Origin of the sequence: Streptomyces sp. NPDC006197, assembly GCF_040613865.1 — a bacterium.
Classification (GTDB): Bacteria; Actinomycetota; Actinomycetes; order Streptomycetales; family Streptomycetaceae; genus Streptomyces.
Map to the genome: position 1 here is coordinate 1 of NZ_JBEXSZ010000072.1, position 20,172 is coordinate 20,172.

Annotated in this window: 17 protein-coding genes and 1 pseudogene; 11 read left to right on the top strand and 7 right to left on the bottom strand. The window is 71.5% G+C overall.

The features are described 5' to 3' along the window. Window positions 1-22 precede the first annotated feature (22 nt). A pseudogene (locus tag ABZ318_RS22330) lies at window positions 23-88 on the top strand (hypothetical protein); the annotation flags it as partial. Between the two features lie 534 nt (window positions 89-622). Then, window positions 623-760 (top strand): hypothetical protein, encoded by a 138-nt coding sequence (locus tag ABZ318_RS22335; RefSeq protein WP_356904266.1) that lies wholly within the window; start codon window positions 623-625, stop codon window positions 758-760. Window positions 761-1,628: 868 nt separating this feature from the next. Here ABZ318_RS22335 and ABZ318_RS22340 read toward each other — a convergent pair. Beyond that, a complete protein-coding gene (locus tag ABZ318_RS22340) occupies window positions 1,629-2,894 on the bottom strand; it encodes an ATP-binding protein (protein WP_356904263.1) in 1,266 nt (421 codons plus the stop codon). Between the two features lie 83 nt (window positions 2,895-2,977). Then, a complete protein-coding gene (locus ABZ318_RS22345) occupies window positions 2,978-3,637 on the bottom strand; it encodes a response regulator transcription factor (RefSeq protein ID WP_356904233.1) in 660 nt (219 codons plus the stop codon). Window positions 3,638-3,726: 89 nt separating this feature from the next. On the opposite strand from ABZ318_RS22345, the gene ABZ318_RS22350 reads away from it, so the two are divergent. From ABZ318_RS22350 to ABZ318_RS22380, 7 genes are all read left to right on the top strand, one after another. After that, a complete protein-coding gene (locus ABZ318_RS22350; RefSeq protein ID WP_356904234.1) occupies window positions 3,727-4,221 on the top strand; it encodes a hypothetical protein in 495 nt (164 codons plus the stop codon). A gap of 56 nt (window positions 4,222-4,277) precedes the next feature. Then, on the top strand, window positions 4,278-5,435 hold the full coding sequence (locus ABZ318_RS22355; protein ID WP_356904235.1) for a peptidoglycan-binding protein: 1,158 nt from the start codon (window positions 4,278-4,280) through the stop codon (window positions 5,433-5,435). Continuing rightward, the gene (locus ABZ318_RS22360) at window positions 5,435-6,196 is read left to right on the top strand and encodes an ABC transporter ATP-binding protein (RefSeq protein WP_356904236.1); all 762 of its coding nucleotides are present in this window, start codon (window positions 5,435-5,437) and stop codon (window positions 6,194-6,196) included. The genes ABZ318_RS22355 and ABZ318_RS22360 overlap by 1 nt, the downstream gene beginning before the upstream one ends. Beyond that, window positions 6,196-7,437, top strand: a complete 1,242-nt coding sequence (locus ABZ318_RS22365; RefSeq protein WP_356904237.1) for an ABC transporter permease — start codon at window positions 6,196-6,198, stop codon at window positions 7,435-7,437. The genes ABZ318_RS22360 and ABZ318_RS22365 overlap by 1 nt, the downstream gene beginning before the upstream one ends. Before the next feature lie 244 nt (window positions 7,438-7,681). Then, on the top strand, window positions 7,682-9,472 hold the full coding sequence (locus tag ABZ318_RS22370; protein WP_356904238.1) for an aminotransferase class I/II-fold pyridoxal phosphate-dependent enzyme: 1,791 nt from the start codon (window positions 7,682-7,684) through the stop codon (window positions 9,470-9,472). Beyond that, entirely contained in the window at window positions 9,469-10,272 is an 804-nt protein-coding gene (locus tag ABZ318_RS22375; RefSeq protein WP_356904239.1) for a phosphatidate cytidylyltransferase, read from the top strand. Before ABZ318_RS22370 ends, ABZ318_RS22375 begins: the two co-directional genes overlap by 4 nt. A 1,579-nt stretch (window positions 10,273-11,851) precedes the next feature. Continuing rightward, complete coding sequence (locus tag ABZ318_RS22380) at window positions 11,852-13,936, top strand: HAD-IIB family hydrolase (protein ID WP_356904240.1); 2,085 nt, start codon at window positions 11,852-11,854, stop codon at window positions 13,934-13,936. A 407-nt stretch (window positions 13,937-14,343) separates the two neighbouring features. Here the strand turns inward: ABZ318_RS22380 and ABZ318_RS22385 are convergent, their stop codons facing one another. The 4 genes from ABZ318_RS22385 to ABZ318_RS22400 all read right to left on the bottom strand — a co-directional run bounded on the left by ABZ318_RS22385 (window position 14,344) and on the right by ABZ318_RS22400 (window position 16,352). After that, window positions 14,344-14,910: a dihydrofolate reductase family protein gene (locus tag ABZ318_RS22385; RefSeq protein ID WP_356904241.1), complete on the bottom strand. Its 567-nt coding sequence runs from the start codon at window positions 14,908-14,910 to the stop codon at window positions 14,344-14,346. 478 nt (window positions 14,911-15,388) lie between these two features. Beyond that, window positions 15,389-15,526 (bottom strand): hypothetical protein, encoded by a 138-nt coding sequence (locus tag ABZ318_RS22390; protein WP_356904242.1) that lies wholly within the window; start codon window positions 15,524-15,526, stop codon window positions 15,389-15,391. A 212-nt stretch (window positions 15,527-15,738) separates the two neighbouring features. After that, a complete protein-coding gene (locus ABZ318_RS22395) occupies window positions 15,739-16,113 on the bottom strand; it encodes a toxin Doc (protein WP_356904243.1) in 375 nt (124 codons plus the stop codon). Beyond that, window positions 16,113-16,352 (bottom strand): hypothetical protein, encoded by a 240-nt coding sequence (locus tag ABZ318_RS22400; protein ID WP_356904244.1) that lies wholly within the window; start codon window positions 16,350-16,352, stop codon window positions 16,113-16,115. The genes ABZ318_RS22395 and ABZ318_RS22400 overlap by 1 nt, the downstream gene beginning before the upstream one ends. Before the next feature lie 898 nt (window positions 16,353-17,250). On the opposite strand from ABZ318_RS22400, the gene ABZ318_RS22405 reads away from it, so the two are divergent. Further along, entirely contained in the window at window positions 17,251-18,381 is a 1,131-nt protein-coding gene (locus ABZ318_RS22405; RefSeq protein WP_356904245.1) for a glutamate--cysteine ligase, read from the top strand. 337 nt (window positions 18,382-18,718) lie between these two features. After that, window positions 18,719-19,588 carry a transposase gene (locus tag ABZ318_RS22410; RefSeq protein WP_356904246.1) on the top strand — a complete coding sequence of 290 codons (870 nt, stop codon included), beginning with the start codon at window positions 18,719-18,721 and terminating at the stop codon, window positions 19,586-19,588. 103 nt (window positions 19,589-19,691) lie between these two features. On the opposite strand, the gene ABZ318_RS22415 is transcribed toward ABZ318_RS22410, so the two are convergent. Continuing rightward, window positions 19,692-20,108 (bottom strand): hypothetical protein, encoded by a 417-nt coding sequence (locus ABZ318_RS22415; RefSeq protein WP_356904247.1) that lies wholly within the window; start codon window positions 20,106-20,108, stop codon window positions 19,692-19,694. Window positions 20,109-20,172: the final 64 nt, after the last annotated feature.

Consider the following 20,172-nt stretch of genomic DNA (forward strand, 5'->3'; position numbering starts at 1 on the left):
CCTGTCCGCCCGGCTGCGCCGGATGCGCGGGCACGGCCTGGTCGCCCGCACCACCGACCCCGACGGCCGCCCCGCGTACCGCCTGACCCCGGTCGGCGCCGCGCTGGAGCCGTTGGTGTGGCAGCTCGGCGACTGGGCCCGCCGCTGGTCCTTCGGCGACCCCACGCGCGAGCAGCTCGACGCCGGGTGGCTGCTGTGGCGTCTGCGGCAGTACGTGCGGCCCGAGGCGCTGCCGGAGCGGCGCGTGGTCGTCGAGTTCGCGTTCCGGCTCGCGCAAGAACCGCCGGGCAGGACATCGCTTGGTGGCGCCTCGAAGAGCAGGTGCCGTGGACGTCCGTACCCTGCTGGTCCCCCTCCCCCTGGGACTGCTCCTCGCGGCGGCGGTCGCCGCCACCGCCCTGCCCTCCCTGGGGGAGCCGGCCGTCCCGGGCCTCGGACTCCGTGCGGGCCTTCTCACGCTGGTCGCGGCCCTGTGCGCCGGAGCGCTGTCCGTGTCGGTGGGCGCGACCGTCGTGGTCCTCCTGGTCGGCTCGGTGTCCTCGGCTCCCGGCGCGATGGGACCGCTCCGCACCCTCGCCCCGGCCTGCGAGTTGCTTCCGCTCCCGTCCGTACGTCCCCCTTCATGGAGCATCCGGGGAGGGGCAACGGCGGGCAGCCGCCCGTCGACGTCTTCTCCGACGCCCGGCGCATCCTCGAGGACGGCTCTGTCGGCCACGACACGCCGACGACCGCCGTGCCCGTGCGCGCACCTCCTGCGTGATGACGGAGCAGTCCGCGCTGCGACCCGACACGCAGGTGGTGTTGACCGTGGCCCTCGCCGACGGAGCGGGAATGACCGACAGTGCCGAGCGCGCGCAGTACGAGGTGGAGCACCCCGGGCTGTTGGACGCCCGGGTACGGAGTTCGGGCACCGGCTGGTCTCTGGCCGCCGGCACGGAGTGGACGTCGTCCCCCGACCCCCAGTCGCTCCACGCCGATGAGGACATCCCCGTCGGCCGGGCCCGTGGCCGCATGGGGAACGTGCTGGTGGCCGTGGACGTGGCGCTGGAGTTCGGCACCGAGCGACTCGAGCGACTGGCCCGGCAGGCCGCGGAGACGCTCGTACGACAGGTCCTCGACCGCATCCGCCGCATCTCCGGTCTCCCGGCCGACCGGTCCCCGAGGGGACGCCCCTCACGCGCGTCCCGGGCAGCCGGATCTCCGGCGGATCGCGCTTCGGGGTCTTCGACAGGAAACGGACAGGCCGGATCGCCGGCGTCGTCTGGGAGGAGAGCGATCCCGCCCACGTCGTGGTGCTCGACGCGCTGGTGGGGTTGCGAGTGCCGTGCGAAGCGCGGTGCTCCACCGGGGACGGAGACGGCGGGCAGGGCACGGGCACGGCCGCCGGCACAGGCCGATGGCTCGCCTGCACGGCGAACCACGGCCCAGTCGGCCTGCTGCCCGGAGGTTCGGGGCCGGACAATCCTTGAGGCGTATCTCCCCTCGGCGTTGTCGACGCGGCTGACGAGTGGGGGGACGTCGAGTGCGGTGCGGCCGCTTCGTGCTGGGTTCCGGGCGGGCCGCAGAGAGAGGGCGCATGACGTTCTGTCCGGCGCTGCTGTACGGGGCCCGCGGCCCGCGCGGTCCGGTCAGCGGGGCCGGACAGGGACGTCCGGCGCGGCGTGTTCGCCAGCACCGGCGGCCGGCTGGAACACCACCCTCACCGTCAGGCCGCCCCCTTCCGGGTTGGCCGATGCTGTTGCCTCGGCGCCGTGCGCCCGGGCGACGGCGTCGACGATGGACAGGCCGAGGCCCGTCCCCTCTCCCGGCGCGTGGGTGCGTTCGTTCAGTCGGCGGAAGGGCTCGAAGAGCAGCGGGACCGTGTCGGACGGCACGACCGTCCCGGTGTTGGTCACTTCGATGCCGATGTCCGGGCCGGTGCGCACGTCGACCCGTCCCCGCGGCACGTTGTGCCGCACCGCGTTCGCGACCAGGTTGTGCAGGAGACGTTCCAGGAGCACCGGATCCCCCTCGACGGCCAGCGGCAGTGCCCGGACGGTGACGCGCACGTCCCGCTCCGCCGCCTCGTCGGCCAGCGCGGCCGTCACCCGCCGGGCGAGCTCGTCCACCGCGACCCGGCGGCGTTCCTTGAGCCCTTGTTCGGAGGTGGCGAGGAGCAGCAGCCCCTCGATGATCCGCTCGCTCGTGTCCGCCACCTCGATCAGCTTCGACCGCATGCGTGCCACCCGCTGCGGGGACGGATCGTCGGCGAGCCCGATCTCCGCGGCCGCCCGCTGCACGGCGAGCGGGGTGCGCAGCTCGTGCGCGGCGTTCGCGGCGAACCGTTGCTGGGCGGAGACGAGCCGCTCCATGCGGCCGAGCATGCCGTCGAAGGTGTCGGCGAGCCGCTTGAGCTCGCCGGGCGGCGCGTCGAGGGCGATCCTCTCGTGGAGGTTCTCGCCGGAGAGGCGGCGGGCGGTGTCGGTGATGACGGCGATCGGCCGGAGCACCCGGCCCGCCGTCCACCAGGCGAGCGCGACCGACAGAACCGCGTAGCAGACGAGGACGGTCACCGAGACGGTGAGAAGCCGGTCGAGGGCGGCGGACTCGGCCGCGTCGCTCAGCGTCCGTGTGATCGCCAGGACCTCGCGCGGGGCGACGCCGGTGCCCGTGCTCGGTGCGGGGCTCGCGGGTGCGGCGCTCGGCATCCCGGTGGGGAGGGTGGTCGGCCAGGACGACGGCAGTTGTTCCAGCCGCTGTGCCGGTACGGCGGTGGTGACGGCCGTACTGATCGACGAGTACATGCCCTCCTGCACGAGCACGTACACGACACCCGTGAGCAGGGCCCCCGCGAGCACGAGCAGCCCGGCGTAGAGGGCCGTCAGCCGGGCCCGTTCGCTGCGGAACGGCAGCATGCGGTCGGGCCGTGCGCCGAGGGCCGGCGCCCGCGGCGGCCGTGTGCGCAGGTGCGGCGACGCGCGGAGCTTCCGTACGCCGTTCACGACGCGATCCGGTAACCCGCGCCGGAGACCGTCTCCACCACCGGTGGCTCGCCGAGCTTGGCCCGCAGCTTGCTGAGCGTCACCCGTACCGCGTTCGTACGGTAGCTGGTGTGTTCCTCCCAGACCTGCTCGATCAGGTCCTCGCCGCTGACCACCGCTCCCTCGGCCCGCAGCAGCGCCTCCAGGACGCCGAACTCCTTGGGCGACAGGTGCAGGTGCCGGCCGTCGCGGCTGGCCTGGCGGCGGGCGGTGTCCAGGACGATCCCGCCCCGTTCGAGGACGGGGGGCAGCGCGGGCCTGGTGCGCCGGCCGAGGGCCAGGACCCGGGCGAGGAGTTCGTCGTACGCGAAGGGCTTGGTCAGATAGTCGTCGGCGCCGAGCCCGAGGCCCTCGACCCGGTCCCGTACGGTTCCGGCCGCCGTCAGCATCAGGACCCGGGTCATGAGCCGTTGCTCGACCACCCGGCGGCACACGTCGTCGCCGTGCATCCCGGGCAGGTCACGGTCCAGGACGAGCACGTCGTACTCCCCCAGCTGCAGTTTCCGCAGAGCCTCCAGACCGTCGGCCGCCACGTCCACGGCGAGCGCCGCCCGGCGCAGCCCCTCGGCGATCATCTCCGCGAGGAACGCCTCGTCCTCCACCACCAGTACGCGCATGGCCCCTGTCTATCCGAAGGAGACCTTTCGCCGATGTAAACGAAACCGTGGAGAGAAGCGAAACATCCCCTCGCGGCACCCTCGCCACCATGACGATTCGACGGATCATCCGGACGGCCGCCGCCCCCTCCCTGGCCGCTGCCCTCGCCCTCTTCGCCACCGCCTGCTCGGGCTCTGCCGCAGGCGGGGACGACGGGAACGCGAACGGGGAGGGCAAGAAGGCCGACCAGGCCTTCGAGCACCGCAAGTGCCTGCGTGAGCAGGGCCTCGACGTGCCCGAGCCCAAGCCGGGCGAGAACGGCGTGGGGCTCACCATCAGCGGCGACGGCATGTCGAAGGAGAAGATGGAGAAGGCGTTCAAGGCCTGCGCGAGCAAGGCCGGCGGCGCCGGGTTCGGCAAGGAGCCGACGCAGGCCGACAAGGACAAGGCACTCGCGTACGCGAAGTGCATGCGCGAGAACGGCTTCAACATGCCCGACCCGAAGTTCGACGGCGGAGCACAGCAGGCCATGCCGATGCCGCAGGGCGCGCAGAAGGAGAAGTTCGAGAAGGCCGCCAAGGCGTGCGAAGGCGCGGCCCGATGAGCGGCGGCGCGGCAGACCCGCGCGCGGACGACGCGACAGAGCCGCGCAGGGGCGACATGGCAGAGCCGCGCAGGGGCGAGGCGGCAGACCCGCACACGGGCGGGCGGCGGCCGCTGGGGCGGCGCCGACTCGGGTTCGCCCTCCTCACGGTCGTCGCCATCGCGGGCGGCGGGGTCGCCGTCACCGCCCTGGCGACGCCGGAGAGGTCCTCGGCCGACCGTGCCGACGCCAAGGGGCTGCCTCCCGCCACGGCCCCCGTCGTCCGGGGCGACCTCGCCGACAGCTCCCAGCAGGACGGCACGCTCGGTCACCTCGGGGAACGGAAGATCAACGCGGGCGGCTCCGGCGGCACCCTCACCTGGCTCGCCCCGCCCGGCTCCGTCGTGAAGCGGGACGAGCGGCTCTACGAGGTCGACGGCGAGGCCGTCCGGCTGATGTACGGGGACGAGCCCATGTACCGGACCCTGAAGACCGGCGACACGGGCAAGGACGTACGGCAGCTGGAGGAGAACCTCGTCGCCCTCGGGTACACCGGCTTCGACGTCGACGAGGAGTACACGGCGAAGACCGCCGCGGCGGTCAAGCGCTGGCAGAAGTCCCACGACCTGAAGCAGACCGGCACCCTGGGCCCGGACCGGATCGCCTTCGCGGGCAGCGCGATACGGGTCAAGGAAGCGGGCTCCGACTCCGGTACGGGCTCGGGCGGCGGGGACCGGATCGCTCCCGGCGACCGCGTCGCGCCCGGCTCCCCGGTCCTCACGGTGACCGGCTCCGAGCGGGTCGTGAGCTTCGAGGTGCCGGCCTCGGAGGCGGGATCGGCGAAGACCGGGACGCGGGTCCAGGTCACGCTCCCGGACGGCACCCGGCTGCCGGGGAAGGTGTCGGCGGTCGGCAGGACCGCGACGGCGGGTGACGACCCGCAGGACAAGACCCCGAAGATCGACATCACGGTCTCCTTCGACGACCCGGCCAAGGCCAAGGGCGTCGACCAGTCCCCGGTCACGGTCGAGCTCACCGGCGAGATCCGCCGGGACGTCCTCTCCGTACCCGTCAACGCCCTGCTCGCGCTCCCCGACGGCGGATTCGGCGTCCAGGTCGTCGAGAACGGTGCGGCGAGGGACGTCAGGGTCGAACTCGGCATGTTCGCGCAGGGCAGGGTCGAGATCAGCGGCGACGGGCTGCGCGAAGGCATGAAGGTCGGGGTGCCGTCCTGATGACCGGCACCGTGCAGCACATCGAGGGCCCCGGCCCGACCCCGGGCCCGGTCCACGGCCCTGCCCCCGTCCGGGTGCCGGTCGTCGAGCTCAGAGGCGTCGTCAAGGAGTACGCGGGCGGTGTCCGCGCGCTCGACGGCGTCGACCTCACCATCGGCGAGGGCGAACTCGTCGGCATCGTCGGCCCCTCGGGCTCCGGCAAGTCGACCCTGCTCCACATCGTCGGCACCCTCGACCGGCCGACCGCCGGCACGGTCGCGATCGCCGGTCATGATGTCGCCGCGCTCACCGACCGGAGGCTCTCCGCCCTGCGCGCCCGCCACATCGGCTTCGTCTTCCAGGCCTTCCACCTGGCACCGGGCGTCACCGCCCTGGACAACGTCGCCGAGGGACTGCTCTACTCCGGTCTGCCCCGGGCCCGCCGCCGCGGGCTGGCCGCCGAGGCGCTGGCCCGGGTCGGCCTCGCCGACCGCACGGGGCACCGGCCGCACGAGCTGTCCGGCGGTCAGAAGCAGCGCGTCGCCATCGCCCGTGCGGTCGTGGGACAGCCCGACCTGCTGCTCGCCGACGAGCCGACCGGCGCTCTGGACACGGCGTCCGGCGAGGCGGTCATGGAACTGCTGCACGCCCTGAACCAGGAGGGCGCGACGATCGCGGTCATCACCCACGACACCGAGATCGCGCAGCGCCTGCCGAGAACGGTCCGGATCCGCGACGGCAGGGTCGTCACGGACCCGGCCCCGGGAAAGGTCGTAGTCTGATGCCCGGCAGGCACGAGCGGAGGACGCCCCGGGCGGCCGACCGGCAAGCCGTCGCGCTCAAAGCCCGCCGGCTCGGCCCGCGCGACGTCCTGCACGTCGGCTCGGCCGGGCTGCGAAGCAGGCCCGTGCGGGTGGTGCTGTCGGCGCTCGGGATCGCCATCGGCATCGCGACGATGATCGCGGTGGTGGGCATCTCGGCCTCCAGCCAGGCGCAGCTGCTCCGGCGACTCGACGCCCTCGGCACGAACATGCTGGTCGCCAAGCCCGGGGAGGGGATGTTCAGCGGACAGGAGGTGAAGCTACCCAAGGACGCCGTCGGCATGGTCGGCCGCATCGAGGGCGTCGAGGAGGCCGGCGCGAGCGGGGACCTCCGACGCACGGTACGCCGCTCGCGGATGATCCCGGAGACGGAGACCGGCGGCATCGCGGTGAAGGCGGCGACCGTGGGACTGCTCGACGTGCTGCGCGGCACGACGGCGTCCGGCACCTGGCTGAACGCCGCCAACGGCCGCTACCCCTCCGTGGTGCTCGGGCACGTCGCCGCGGAACGGCTGGGCATCGACCGGCCCGGCCGGCAGGTCTGGATCGACGACCGCTACTTCACCGTCGTCGGCATCCTCGACCCCCTGCCGCTCGCCCCCGAGATCGAGCGCTCGGCACTGGTCGGCTGGGAGAGCGCCCAGCGGCTGCTCGGCTTCGACGGGCATCCGACCGCGGTGTACGAGCGGTCCACGGACGCTTCCGTACGGCAGGTCCAGCGGCTCCTCGCGCCGACGATCGACCCGCAGAACCCGCAGAACGTGTCCGTGAGCGACCCTTCCGAGGTGCTCAAGGCGAAGGCGGCGACGGAGGGCGCGTTCTCCACGCTGCTCCTCGGGCTCGGCGGGATCGCCCTGCTCGTGGGCGGTGTCGGCGTCGCCAACACGATGATCATCTCGGTCCTGGAGCGGCGTCACGAGATCGGGCTGCGCCGCTCGCTCGGCGCGACGCGAGGCCAGATCCGGATCCAGTTCGTGACGGAATCCCTGATGCTGTCGGGCCTCGGCGGCATCGCCGGCGTGACCCTGGGCGCGGCGGCGACGGCCGTGTACGCCTCCGCGGGCGGACTGCCCTGGGTGGTCCCGCCCTGGGCGGCCGGGGCCGGCTTCGTCGCGACCCTCGCGATCGGCACGGTGGCGGGCCTCTACCCGGCGGTCCGCGCCGCCCGCCAGTCACCGACCCTGGCACTGGCGGCGGCGTAGCGAACCGGCCCCGCGGCCGGTCGGTGAATCTGAGCCGACCGACCGCGGGGCCGCCGTGTGTGGAGGCCGCGCACCAACAAGGGGGACTCCACAACCACAAGTGTCCGCACAACCCCGTCGGTTCCACTTCTACGAGGCCGCGGAGCGTTGCCGGACGACCGAAGTGAGTACACGTACTCAGGTATCGTCCGTCGGGCTTCTCCATGCTGGGGAACGAAAGCCGGATTGCCTCAGGGGGACGCTCATGGACCACGCCATACAGCTGCGCGCAGCCGCGCCCAGCGATCACGACTGGATCCACGAGCTGCGGCATCGGGTGTACGCGGAGGAACTGGGCCAGCATCCGGTGCATCCGTCCGGGCGGTTGAGCGACGGGCTCGACGGCGACAACGTGTACCTCGTGGCCTCGCGCGGCGAGACGCGGATCGGTTTCGTCAGCCTCACCCCGCCGTGGGTCGGTCGCTACGCGCTGGACAAGTACCTGACGCGCGAGGAGCTGCCGGTCCTGTCGGAAGAGGCGCCGTTCGAGATCCGCGTGTTGACCGTCGAGGAGCGCTGGCGGTTCACCGTGGCGGCGCCGCTCCTTATGTACGCGGCGCTGCGCTGGGTCGCGGCGCGGGGCGGCCGCCAGGTGGTGGCGATGGGACGCACGGAGCTGCTGGACATGTACCTCGCCGCCGGATTGCGGCCGGTGGGGCGGACGGTCCGCTCGGGCGCGGTCTCGTTCGAGGTGCTGAGTGGTTCCGTGGCCGAGCTGACGAGGACGGTCCGGGAGCGTCATGGCCGGACCTTGGAGCGACTGCGGGCGGGCCTCGACTGGCGGTTGGACGTGGAGTTCGCGCCGCGCGCGGACGGCTGCGAGCACGGCGGTGCCTTCTTCTCCGCGATCGGTACGGACTTCCGGACGCTGGCCCGCCGTCACGAGGTGGTCGCGGCCGATGTGCTGGATGCCTGGTTCCCTCCGTCTCCGAAGGTCCGCGCGGTGTTGTCGGAGGATCCGGGGTGGGCGGCGCGGACTTCGCCGCCGACGGGTGCGGAAGGGCTGCTCGCGGAGATCGCCGGGGTCCGTGGGCTGCCGGTGGAGTCGCTGGTCGTCGGGGCGGGTTCGTCCGATCTGATCTTCCGGGCGTTCGGCCGGTGGTTGACGCCGGAGAGCCGGGTGCTGCTGCTGGATCCGAGCTATGGCGAGTACGCCCATGTCACCGAGCGGGTGATCGGCTGCCGGGTGGACCGGCTCCGGCTGCGCCGGGAGGACGGCTGGCTGCTCGATCCGGCCCGGCTCGCCGCCGCGACCGGGAGTGGGCGGTACGACCTCGTGGTGGTGGTCAATCCGAACAATCCGACCGGCCGCCACGCTCCCGCCGACGCGCTGCGCGCGGTGATCGAGGCCTCTCCCGCGCGGACCCGGTGGTGGATCGACGAGGCGTATCTGGGCTATGTCGATCCTGGGGAGTCGCTGGCCGGGCTCGCTTCGGTCGATGCCCGGGTCGTGGTGTGCACGTCGCTTTCGAAGATGTACGCGCTGTCGGGAATGCGGGCGGCGTATCTGGTGGCCGACCCGGAGACGGCCGGGGAGCTGCGTCGCTGGACGCCGCCGTGGCCCGTGAGCCTGCCGGCCCAGCTGGCCGCCGTGACGGCGCTGCGCGACCCCGGCTACTACGCGGAACGCTGGGCGCGTACCGCGGAGTTGCGCCGGGAACTGGCCTACGATCTGAAGGAGTTGGACAGGTTCTCCTCGGTCGACGAGGGAGTGGCGAACTTCCTCACCGTGACCCTGCCGCCGGACGGACCGAGCGCGGCCCGGCTGGTGCGTGAGTGCCGGCGCCACGACGTCTACCTGCGGGACCTGTCGCCGATGTCCCCGGCGTACGAGGGACGGACCGTCCGCGTCGCCGTCCGCGACACGGAGGAGAACGCGCGGATCGCGGCGGCGTGCCGGAACGCCCTGGACGCGCTGCGCGCGCGGGCGACGGTGGCGGTGGCGACGCCGGTCACGATGGCGGCGGGCGCGCCGGTCGGCCGGGTCTCCCGGTGACGACGGTCCCCGGTCTCGTGCCGTACCTCGGCGGGGCACTGGCAGTCGGCGGGCTCGCGGTGGCGGCGACCCGGCGGCGTGAGCTGATGGTCCGATGGTGTGTGTGGGCGCTCGGCGTACCAGTGGTCACGGGCGCGTTCTGGCTCGGGCCGCCGGGGATCGCGGCGCTCGCAGCCGTGGTCGGGGTGGTCGCGGTGGCGGAGTTCGGCGGGCTGCTGCGGCTGGGCCCAGTGGACCGGGCGGTGCTCGGCGCAGCGATCGTCGGGCTCGTCCTGACCGCCTGGCTGGCCCCCGGGGAGGTGCTTCGGGTCGCGGCGGTCGGGGCGCTCGCGATCGCCGGGGTGCCTCTGCTGTCAGGCGACGCCGAGCACGGGCTCTGCCGTCTGGGGGCGGGCCTGCTCGGGCTCGTGTGGCTGGGTGCCCTGGCCGGTCTCGTCCCCTCGGGCACGGTGGGCCTCGTCCTGTTCGTGGCTGTGTCGATCGCCGACATCGTCGCGTACGGGGCCGGCCGCCGTCTCGGCGGCCCCCGGCTCTCCGCGCTGTCGCCCGCCAAACGGTGGAGCGGCACGCTGGCCGGGGCGGCGGCCGGTCTCCTGGCGCTCGCCGTGCTGTCGTCCCTGACGTGGCAGACGGCGGTGGCCGTGGCGGTCGGCGGGCCGATCGGGGACCTACTGGAGTCGATGGTCAAGCGGGGCGCCCGGGTGAAGGACGCCGGTCGTTGGCTTCCCGGCTCCGGTGGTCTACTGGACCGCATCGACTCCCTCCTCGTCGCCCTGGCGGTGCTGCTGGTGCTGGGCTGAGCGTGTTCCCTCCCAGGGGCCCCGGCATCGAGAATTGCCGTCACTGCCGTCGCCTCGTGTCGGGCGGCGGCATGGTCCTCGTTTCGCTTGCGTTCACGGGGGGCGATGGAGGATGCCGACCTCGGGGGCCGCGCCCGGATCTCGACGGCGGCGCGGATGCCCTCGTCGGCGCGGATGTCCTCGTCGGTGTGGGTGGACGACATCCGGATGTCCACCACGGCCACGTCGGGCTGGTGTTCCTCGTCCGAGGCGACCAGTTCGGATGCGGTCCCGGCGGTGGCCATCACCCGGCGTCCATGGGCGCCGAGCAAGTGGAGATGATGTTCGCCCACCCCTCGACTGATCGAACTCCCGCAGCCGGTCGCGGGGTTCGGCTCCGCCCGCAGGGTCGGCTGCGACGGTGATGACGGAACCGCGCTCGTCCCCCCCTCCTCGGCGACGGCGGTGGCGCTAGCCTGGAGCCACCGGTCCGGCCGCTTCTCGACCTTGCCATAGAGGTCGCGCTCCCGGTGAACTCGTCCAGGTACTGGCCGGGCGTGACCAGCGGAGGTCCTGGCAGCCGTTGAGGGAACCCTCGACCGGCTTTCCGATGGCGTGGCAGGTCCGCCACCCCTTACGGAACAGGGTCCCCGGATCGGCGGTCAGCGAGTCGGCATCGGTGGCGTCCGCGTACGACCCGTCGGTCACGTCGGCGATGCACTTCGGGTGCGCACGCGCCGAGGGCGGCGTCCGGAACCCGGCCACGTCCACGGCAAGGTCGACACCCTGCGCCCTGCGCCCTGAGCTCGTAGGCCACGTCGCACGGAGGTGGCGGCGCACACGCGTCTTCACCGTCCGTCACCAGGACGGTGCGGCGCCTGCCATCAAGTGCGGTCTATCACTCCAATGGCCGCCAGAAACACGCGCGCCACGGCGGAGAGAGCGATCATGACCGGTGTAAGTGCGGTTCAGGAGCGGTCCTGAAGCCGCAGGTCCGACGGCTCCGTACCCACTCCGGCGAGGCTTTCAGACAACGGCGCCCCTCCGGGGCACTCATCCGGGCACCACAGCCTGGTGCTGGACCGCAAGCCACCCGTCTGTCGGTTTAACAGGCAGCGCCCTCGGCGCGTCGTCCAGCTCATCGCGTACTGCAGCGGGCCGAGCCGCAGGACGGCAGCGCATGAGCCTGCCGGTTCCGGCACCCGCGCTCTGTCCGCGCTGCTCAGCGGGCCGTGGGCCTGTCGGCTCGCCGCTCCTCTCCCGTGAAACTGGAGGTCCAGATGGCACCGCACGAGCCTGCCGCCGATCGTCTCGTGGAAGCTGCGCGCAACGCTCCCGACGGCCTGATCACTCGCCTCCTGGAAAGCGACGACTTTCGCGAGTCACTGCTCGGAGAGGCGATCCGGGACTGTCAACGGGCCTCGGCTCCATCGAAGGAAGCAGGTGAAGAGGCCCCGCCCATCAACCCCGTCACCCACGATCCCGCTTGGTGAAGCGCCACAGACCGAAGCCGCATCACGACCCCGCCCGGCGGGTCGGTGAAGGACGGTGAAGGGAGATCCCGATGGACCGGCGAGCAGTTTCAGCGGCCAGGGTGCTGGTGACCGACCTGGACGGCACCCTCCTGGGCGGCGAACCGCAGGAGCGGCGCCGTCTGCGCGACGCCCTGGCCCGGCATCCGCACATCACGGTCGTCTTCGCCACCGGGCGCAGTCTTGCTTCCGTGCAGGCGCTTCTGCGTGACGATCCCCTCATACCGGTGCCGCGCTGGATCATCGCGGACGTCGGTGCGAGCGTCATCGACGCCGCGCGGATGCTGCACGTCCACGGCTTGGAGGAACAGCTACGGGAGGGCTGGCCGGGCGCGGAACTCGTGCGGGCGCGGCTGACGGGCTTCCCGCAGCTTGTGTACCAGCACGGTGTGGCGCAGGAAGGCCGGTGCTCGTTCCATCTGGACCCGGCGGATCTCACCGGTGCACTGAGGTACGCGGTCAAGGCCCTGGGGTGCTCCTGGTCCTACTCGTCCGGTCGGTTCTTCGACGTGCTGCCGGCCGGTGCGAGCAAGGGGAACGCGCTGGAGCTCCTCAGGCGCGGCATGGGCTGGCCGCGGCAGGCGGTGCTGGCTGTGGGTGATTCGCTCAATGACCTCTCGATGCTCTCCCGGGGCACGCACGCCGTCGTCGTGGCGAACGCCGAAACGGCCCTGGCTGCTGCTGCTCCCGTGAGGGAGGAAGTGCATCACTCGGTGTGGGAAGGCGCTGCTGCCGTCCTGGAGGGGATGGAACGGCTGGGCTGGCTGGACCGCCGGTCGGTGACGGTCGGCTATCACCGTCCCCCCGTACGCTGGATCGACGGCGGCTGGCGTTCGCCGTGCAGTCCGAACGGGATCCTGCCGACCTTGCAGAGCGTGCTCGCCGATGAGCGTCTGAACGCCGTGTGGGCGGCAGCCCACACCGGTGGGAGGGCACCGACCGCCACCGCTGCGACGGCTGCCGGGGTGCCGCTTTCCCTCCTGCCGCTGAGCCCCGAGCGATGGGCCGGCTATTTTCACCGCGTGTGCAAGGAGACGCTCTGGCCGGCCCTGATGTCCCAGCCGGACCTCATTCGTGATCTGCCCGATCACTGGCCCGACTACGAGCGGGTCAACGTCGCCTTCGCTCATCACATCGGCTCCCTCGCGGCGCAGGGGGGCACGGTCTGGCTGCACGACTACAACCTGTGGCTCGTTGCGGCGGTTCTCAAAGTCCAGCGGCCCGATCTGGCCATCGGGCTGTTCCACCACACGCCGTTCCCCCGGCCCGAAGTCTTCCGCCGTATTCCAGCGGCCGAGCAACTGATCGAGTCACTCGCGTACCTGGACTGGGCGGGCTTCCACACCGCGGACAGCGCCGACAACTTCCGCCGGCTGTTCGCCTCCGCCTCCAGGCTTGCCCCTCGCCTGGGCGTGCATCCCCTCGGCATCGACCGACGAGCCGTCGCCGACATGGCCAAGTCCCGCCTCAGGCATCGGCGCCAGGACGGCGGTGGCGACGGTCAGCTCGTCCTGTCCGTGGAGCGGCTCGACTACGCCAAAGCGCCCGTCCACAAGATCCACGCACTCGATGCGCTCCTGACACAGGCACCCCGGCTCCGGGAGAAGATGTCCTACCGTCTGATATGCCCGCCTCCGGAACCCGGCATCGAGGCCTACGACACCACTCGCGAGGAACTCGAAAGAGCGATCAACCGCATCAACCACCGGTGGGCCACCTCCGCCTGGCAGCCCATCGACTACATCCCCCACAACCTCGAGTTCCCCGAGGTCGTCGACCACTACCTGGCCGCCGACGTGTTCTGGGTGACCTCACTCGCCGACGGCATGAACCTCACCGCCCAGGAGTACATCACCACACACCACGCCACCGACCGCCCCGGAACACTCGTCCTCTCCCAGTACGCGGGAGTCGCCCGGCACATAGGATCCGCGGCCCTGCTCACCGACCCCCTCAGCACGCAGGACCTCGTTGCCACCCTGCACGCCGCACTGACCATGCCCGTGCACGAACGCACCACGCACATCAACCAACTGCAGGACCTGCTCGATATCCCAGCCCCCGATCAGTGGGCCCGCGCGTGCATCACCGCCATCCACCATGCCAGGGCCCCGTTGCAGACCGGTCGCGTCCTCGCCCGTGCGACGACCTGAGTACGCGGCAGGCCGCAGCTGTTCGACAGCAGGACGGACGGACGTACGTATCGCAGTCGCCGCTGCCCCGGCCCGCGCTGCCGGAAGCCACTGGCGCCGGTCGTACCGGCGGCTTGAGGTGCCTTCGGCGGCGGTGGCGGCGAACCTGCGGTGGCCGGCCGCCCATCGCCGTCCCCGGCGTCAGGGGCCTGCCGGGCTGTGGACCGGGCGGAGCTGCCGGCGACCGGCGCGCTGCCGGCAGGGGGGAACGGGACGATCCGCTGCCGCCGCAGAGGATGCCGGCCCGTCGGAGGTCGTGCGGACCCAGACGTCGGGTTCGACGCGGAGGGCGTGTCGTGGAGCGAGTCGCAGCCGGAACCAGGACACCCCTGATCACACATGGCTGACCGGCATCAACCCATACGACTTCAGTAGCGCGCCACGCGGTAGCGGAGATAGACGACTTTCGAGCTGAAGGTGCGGGTCTCGACGAGTTCGAGATTCACTCGGCGCTCGCGCTGAGGAAAGAACGGGATGCCACCGCCGACCAGCACCGGGTGGACCACAACCCGATACTCGTCGATCAGACCCAACGTGGCCGCCTCGGCGGCGAGCCTCGCGCCGCCGATCGCGATGTCGCTCTCCACCGGCTCGGCCCGCAAACGCTCGATCTCCTCCGCCAGGCTGCCGGAGGCCAGGCGGGCATTGCCCTGCACCGCCGACAGCGAGGTGGAGAACACCACCTTGGGAAGCGGGTTCCAGAGTGCGGCCCACTCGAGCTCCGCCTCGTCGAGCGATCGATCCTGGCCAGCGGTCTCCCAGTACAACATCGTCTCGTACAGCCGACGTCCCAGCAGGTGAACGCCGACCTCCCGAATCTCGTCGATCCAGAAGCGAAAGACCTCCTCATCGGGCCCCGTCCAGTCGAAGCCACCGTCCGGCCCGACGATGTAGCCGTCAAGTGAGACGCCCATCGAATAGGTCACCTTGCGCATCAGCAGTCCTCCTCAGTACCGGATTCGACAGTACGACCACCGGCCGCCCCAGGGCTCAATGCGGCTCGCGGAATCCCCTGGGCTACGGCGCTTCCTTCTGGGCATGCCTGTTCCGGCGTTGACACTGGGGCCATCCCCGCGGACGCGGTGAGCGGACCGACGCCAAGACCAGCGTCCTGCTCGCTTCTGGACCATCGCCGCGCGAGCGGGGAGCGGCGGGCCATCGTCATCGCGAAGTCGCCGGCATGGTCAGTACATCTGCAGCACTCACCACAACTCGGCCCGTGGAGGCGTCCGGTGCCGGCCGGCAGTCCGGCGATGTGCGGCACCGCATGTGGAGTGTCGCTGTCAGGGCGGGTTCGGCCGACGCTACCGTTTCGTCAACAGTGGCCTGGGCGCGCTTCGCCTCAGCCGCCTCCTCGTCCCCAGCCGTGACAAGCCATGGGTCACAAGCCCGGCCTGGCTGGGGCCACTCCCGTCAGGAGGCGGCTGCGGCCTGCATGCGGGTCAGCCGGGCGACGAAGTGCCCGGCCGCGCCCGCCGCGACGACGTTCAGCGCCCCGGCCGCCGTACAGCAGAGCGACCCGGAACAGGAGACAGGCGATGCCCACGGCACGTCTCCCCGGGCAGCTGTCCCCACACGGCGGTGAGCAGACTCGACGACCTGCGATTCGACTCTGCCCCTGCCCCTGCCTCCGCCTCCGCCTCCGCCTCCACAGGAATCACGTTCACCGAGACCGTTTTCTCCGGAGTGGGCCGTTGCGGGCTCACGGCCGGGGTGTTGCGGTAGGGCGAAGCACTAAGCCTGAGCATTCCGCCTCGGGTGGGTCAGATGCGCCAGGTACGGATGCGGTCGGCGGCTTGGTAGACGGTGGCCTTGCCGGCCTGGATGTCGCGGACGAGGCCGACCATGGCCCCGTAGGGAGGGTCGATGCCTTCGCCGGAGGCGTGCATGTAGGCGGCGGCGACCTGGCAGGCGTACAGGCTGTTGCGGTAAGGCAGCGGCTGCAGGCGGACCAGGGTGTGCAGGAGGGCTGCCGCGCGCCAGGCCGGGTCCGGGTCGGCGGTGGTGGGGCGGGGGATGCGGGTCTTGTGGCGGGCGACGGCGGCGACCAGGGCCGAGTAGTCGGCAACGCTGACGTCCTCGGGGACGGCCTGTTCCTGGACGTCCAGGAGCCAGGGGACGTCGATGTGGAGGATCATCAGGCGGCGTCCGCCCCGCGCTCACGGGTCGCGGGTGGCACCTCGTCGGGGAAGGCATCGTCGAACTCGGCCCCGTGCGTCTCGCCCCAGGAGACGGCGTAGCGGACGAACTGGCGACGCCGGCGCTCGCGCAGGGGCAGGTCGTGGACGTACTGCTTGAGGGACTTGCCTTCGGCGGCCGCGGCGGCGCGGACCTCCTCCAGCTCCTCGTCGGTGAAGGTGACGTTCAAGGACGGCATGCCCTTGATGGTACCTAGTAGGTACCTGGACAGCCAGGGGCGCGCAGAAAGTCCCATCGCCGCAGGTCAGAGGCGAAAAGAGTCGAATTCGTCGGCGCCTCCGACGAGCGGTGAGCGGCGCTCTACGTGACGGAACGTGTCCATCGCTGTGGCCGCGCCCTGGCCGAGTGACCCCGCCACCACGTGCTCACCCACCTCGCCTCCAGCCCTTCCAGCCCGTGCGTGGGCGCCCCTGCGGTCGACCGGACGAAGGCCTGGCGCGCCGACCGCGACCACGCACGGTCGTCTCGGGCCGGTATCCGCGGACGGGGGCGCGGATACCGGCCCGGGCGGGCGTACGGGTGTAGGAGTGTAGGGGTGTCGTACGGCACTGCGAGGCGGTCGACCCGGCCCCGAGACCTGCCGGTCCGGGCGGGGCAGCCAGGCCGCCCCGCCCGGCCGTGTCCGGTTCCTCAGGGAGCAACGCGGGCTTGTCAATGTTTTCGTCACGGAGCCCCGAGGTGGAGAGTGACGCTCTCGACATTCTCATAAGACATTCGGCAGCATCTCGCCACCATTCCAGAAGGAGCCGATCAGTACCCGCTTCCGTCGACGTCGCGGCCAGAAACCGCTCAGGCGCTGAAGTGAGGGTCAGCACCCGGGGAAGCTGTTGCGCCGTGGCGTGATGCGGGAATCCGACGGCACACCCTCCAGGACTCCGTCCGACGTACGGGAAGCCGCCGCTTCAAGGAGCAGGCCCGCGCGGAGGCAGTACGGCGCCGCGGCCGCAGGGGAGACGGCGGCGGGTACGGGCTCCAGGGGAGAGTGCCCGTGTCCGCCCGGCTGATCCGTCCGATCCGGGGTAAGCGCCTGAGGCGCACCGAAGACCAGCGATGTTCCACCTGGAAGGAAGAACCGCGTGACCCAGACCCCGACGCAGCACAGGACCCGTACGGTAGGCGTGGAGGAGGAGCTGCTGCTCGTCAGCGCCCGGACCGGTGAACCGCTCGCTCTGTCGTCCGCCGTCCTTGCCGCGGCCGCCGGGGGTGAGGCGGGGGACGTCTTCGAGAAGGAGCTGCATCAGGAGCAGCTGGAGTTCGCCACCCGCCCCGTCAGCGACATGGGCGCCCTCCGTGAGGAGATCGTCCGGTGGCGCGGCGAGGCCGGGCGCCACGCTGAAGGTGTCGGCGCCCAGGTGGTCGCGCTGGCGACCTCGCCCCTCGCGGTGCAGCCCTCCCGGAACCTCGGTCGGCGGTACCGCTGGATGGCCGACCAGTTCGCCCTGACCACGGAGGAGCAGCTCACCGGCGGATGTCACGTACACGTCTCCGTCGAGTCGGACGAGGAGGGCGTCGCTGTCCTCGACCGGATCCGTACGTGGCTGCCGCTCCTGACCGCGATCAGCGCCAATTCGCCCTACTGGCAGGGGAAGGACACGGGGTACGCCAGCTACCGCAGCCGGGTCTGGTACCGCCTCCCCTCGGCGGGCCCGTACGAGCCGTTCGGCAGCGCGGCCGGCTACCACGCCCGCGTGCGCGACATGCTGGGGACCGGGGTCCTGCGCGACCAAGGCATGATCTACTTCGACGCCCGTCTCTCCCACAACTTCCCCACGGTCGAGATCCGCGTCGCCGACGTCTGTCTCGAACCCGACACCACGGTGCTGGTGGCCACCCTCGCCCGGGCTCTGGTCGAGACCGAGGCGCGGGCCTGGCGGTCGGGAGAGCCCGTGCCCCGCGTTCCGGTCGAACTGCTCCGGCTCGCAGCCTGGCAGGCCGCCCGCTCGGGACCGGAGGGCCCGCTGCTCGATCCTCGGACGCTGCGCCCGATCCCGCCGGAGGCGGCCTTCGACGCCTTCGTCGCGCACACCGAGGACGCCCTGCGGGAGACCAACGACCTCGACCGGGCGCGCGCCGCCCTCAAGAACCTCCTGGTACGCGGCGGAGGGGCCCGGCGCCAGCGCGACCTCCGCGAAGGCGGGATGGAGCTCGGCGAGGTCGTCCGCGCCTGCGCCCGGATCACCACGGAGGACGGCACCCCGGAGGAGTAGCTTCCGAAGGCGGTCCCCTCCTTCTCTCTGGCCCTCTGGTTTCCCCCCTCCCGCAGTCCGCCAGCTCAGGCCGGCGTGCTCATCGGCAGGAGCGGAGTGGCGGTGGGCTGAAGGGATCCTTCGGCCGGTTCGAAGGTGATGCCGAGGGCGGTGGCGTCGACGGGGACGGTGCCGTCCCAGATTTCGTCGACCGTGTCGGTGTCCTGGGCGGCCCAGGCGTCACCGAGGTCGCCCCAGACGTAGCGGACCGTGAGGGGCCTCTGCCGGCCAATGCAGTTGCCTTAGAGCTGCGGGAATCGTTGCCCCACGTGTGACGGGGTGGGGCGCGGGCCAGCGGGTGCGGATCGGGATTCTGCTGATCGGCTCTACTGGCCCCGGCGACCTGGTCATCGCCGACCGCGGCTTCTGGTCGGACGAGTTCGCTCACGTCTTCACCATGGCGGGCGCAGATCTGCTGGTCAGGCTCCAGTCCAACCACCTCGGCACCGTCCAGGGAGAGCTTTCGGACGGCTCGTATCTGTCGATGGCGCGACCGGGCAAGGAGATCCGGCTCCGAGCCGCGCGGGAAGGCCAGACGCTGCCCCGGCACGTGATCTACCGCGGCATCACCTTCGCGAAGGGCGACAAGGTCGCCCACCTGGGCACGACGCTGCTGGATCCCGAGCAGTACCCGGCCGACGAGCTGGTCGCGCTCTGCCGGGAACGCTGGGAGATCGAGCTGGCCTTCGACGAGATCAAGAACCACCTCGGCCCCAGCGGGCCGATCAGGTCACGGACACCGGAGGGCGTCCGGCAGGAACTGTGGGCCTACCTCGCCGTCCACCACTCGATCCGCCAGTTCGCGCACACAGCGGCGCTCGCCCGGCCGGCGGTGGACGCCGACCGTGTTTCCTACCTGAAGTGCGTCCGCATCATTCGCCGCAGCATCCCGTCCCAGCCAGGAGCGACTGCCACCAAGCTCACCCGCTCGTTCACCGAGGCCAGGCGGGAGGCCCGCGCACGCCTCCTTCCGGCCCGGCGTAATCGCGACTGCCCACGCGCAATCAAGAAGCCGAACCGCTGGCCCGTGCTGAGGACACGCGCTAGACGCGGCGCCGTGCAACCAGGCCGCTGGTCCCACAACCCGACCTCGAAGCCGAAGAGCACCCGCCGGGCCGGAAGACCGGTACTCAGGGGAACCCGAGCCCCGTCACCGCCTACGGATTAGGACTTGTCCGGCCGATCACTCCAGGTGCGCCGGGGCGAGAAGCCACTCGCACTATCCCAGCGAGGGCTGGGATCACGACTACAGGAATGCCGACGGGCTGAGGTTAGGGCGCGAAGTACCAGCAGTACAGGTTCAGGCCTCTCTCCGCACGACTCACGGCTAGGGCTGACAGACGCTCAAGGAGGTCAACGGCACTGCCCGGCCTAAACTCATCGCCCGCCTCGGAGACGGTCTCGGCCCACGTGAGAGCGGTACGTCTGAGCTGATCCGTTCCTGCACTGGTCAAGGCCGTCGAGAGCGTCTGCGGAACAGCGAAGACAGTGAAGCCATCGTTGGCCATGGGCACCACGTGCCGGAGCGGACTCTCCTCCCCCGTCAACAGAGCTTCCCACCTCGGAACTGCGTCATCCGGATAGATGCCGTCACACGGCACGGCAGGAAAATCATGACTCTTGCGCGGTCCTACCAGCACTGCTGACTCGTCGTCTCCGGCAAGGAAGAACTCTCCTACAAGCACCATCTGCCGATTCTGGCATGTCTCGGTACCCGGGAGCCCGACCGAGTGACTGCTCCGCCGCCGGAGC

What these genes read in the sequence shown, in the direction of transcription:
- ABZ318_RS22360 (WP_356904236.1), top strand. Translation starts at nt 5,435, where the DNA reads ATGACCGGCACCGTGCAGCACATCGAGGGCCCCGGCCCGACCCCGGGC.
- ABZ318_RS22395 (WP_356904243.1), bottom strand. Translation starts at nt 16,113, where the DNA reads ATGATCCTCCACATCGACGTCCCCTGGCTCCTGGACGTCCAGGAACAG.
- ABZ318_RS22370 (WP_356904238.1), top strand. Translation starts at nt 7,682, where the DNA reads ATGGACCACGCCATACAGCTGCGCGCAGCCGCGCCCAGCGATCACGAC.
- ABZ318_RS22350 (WP_356904234.1), top strand. Translation starts at nt 3,727, where the DNA reads ATGACGATTCGACGGATCATCCGGACGGCCGCCGCCCCCTCCCTGGCC.
- ABZ318_RS22340 (WP_356904263.1), bottom strand. Translation starts at nt 2,894, where the DNA reads ATGCTGCCGTTCCGCAGCGAACGGGCCCGGCTGACGGCCCTCTACGCC.
- ABZ318_RS22355 (WP_356904235.1), top strand. Translation starts at nt 4,278, where the DNA reads ATGGCAGAGCCGCGCAGGGGCGAGGCGGCAGACCCGCACACGGGCGGG.
- ABZ318_RS22365 (WP_356904237.1), top strand. Translation starts at nt 6,196, where the DNA reads ATGCCCGGCAGGCACGAGCGGAGGACGCCCCGGGCGGCCGACCGGCAA.
- ABZ318_RS22335 (WP_356904266.1), top strand. Translation starts at nt 623, where the DNA reads ATGGAGCATCCGGGGAGGGGCAACGGCGGGCAGCCGCCCGTCGACGTC.
- ABZ318_RS22400 (WP_356904244.1), bottom strand. Translation starts at nt 16,352, where the DNA reads ATGCCGTCCTTGAACGTCACCTTCACCGACGAGGAGCTGGAGGAGGTC.
- ABZ318_RS22385 (WP_356904241.1), bottom strand. Translation starts at nt 14,910, where the DNA reads ATGCGCAAGGTGACCTATTCGATGGGCGTCTCACTTGACGGCTACATC.
- ABZ318_RS22415 (WP_356904247.1), bottom strand. Translation starts at nt 20,108, where the DNA reads ATGGTGCTTGTAGGAGAGTTCTTCCTTGCCGGAGACGACGAGTCAGCA.
- ABZ318_RS22345 (WP_356904233.1), bottom strand. Translation starts at nt 3,637, where the DNA reads ATGCGCGTACTGGTGGTGGAGGACGAGGCGTTCCTCGCGGAGATGATC.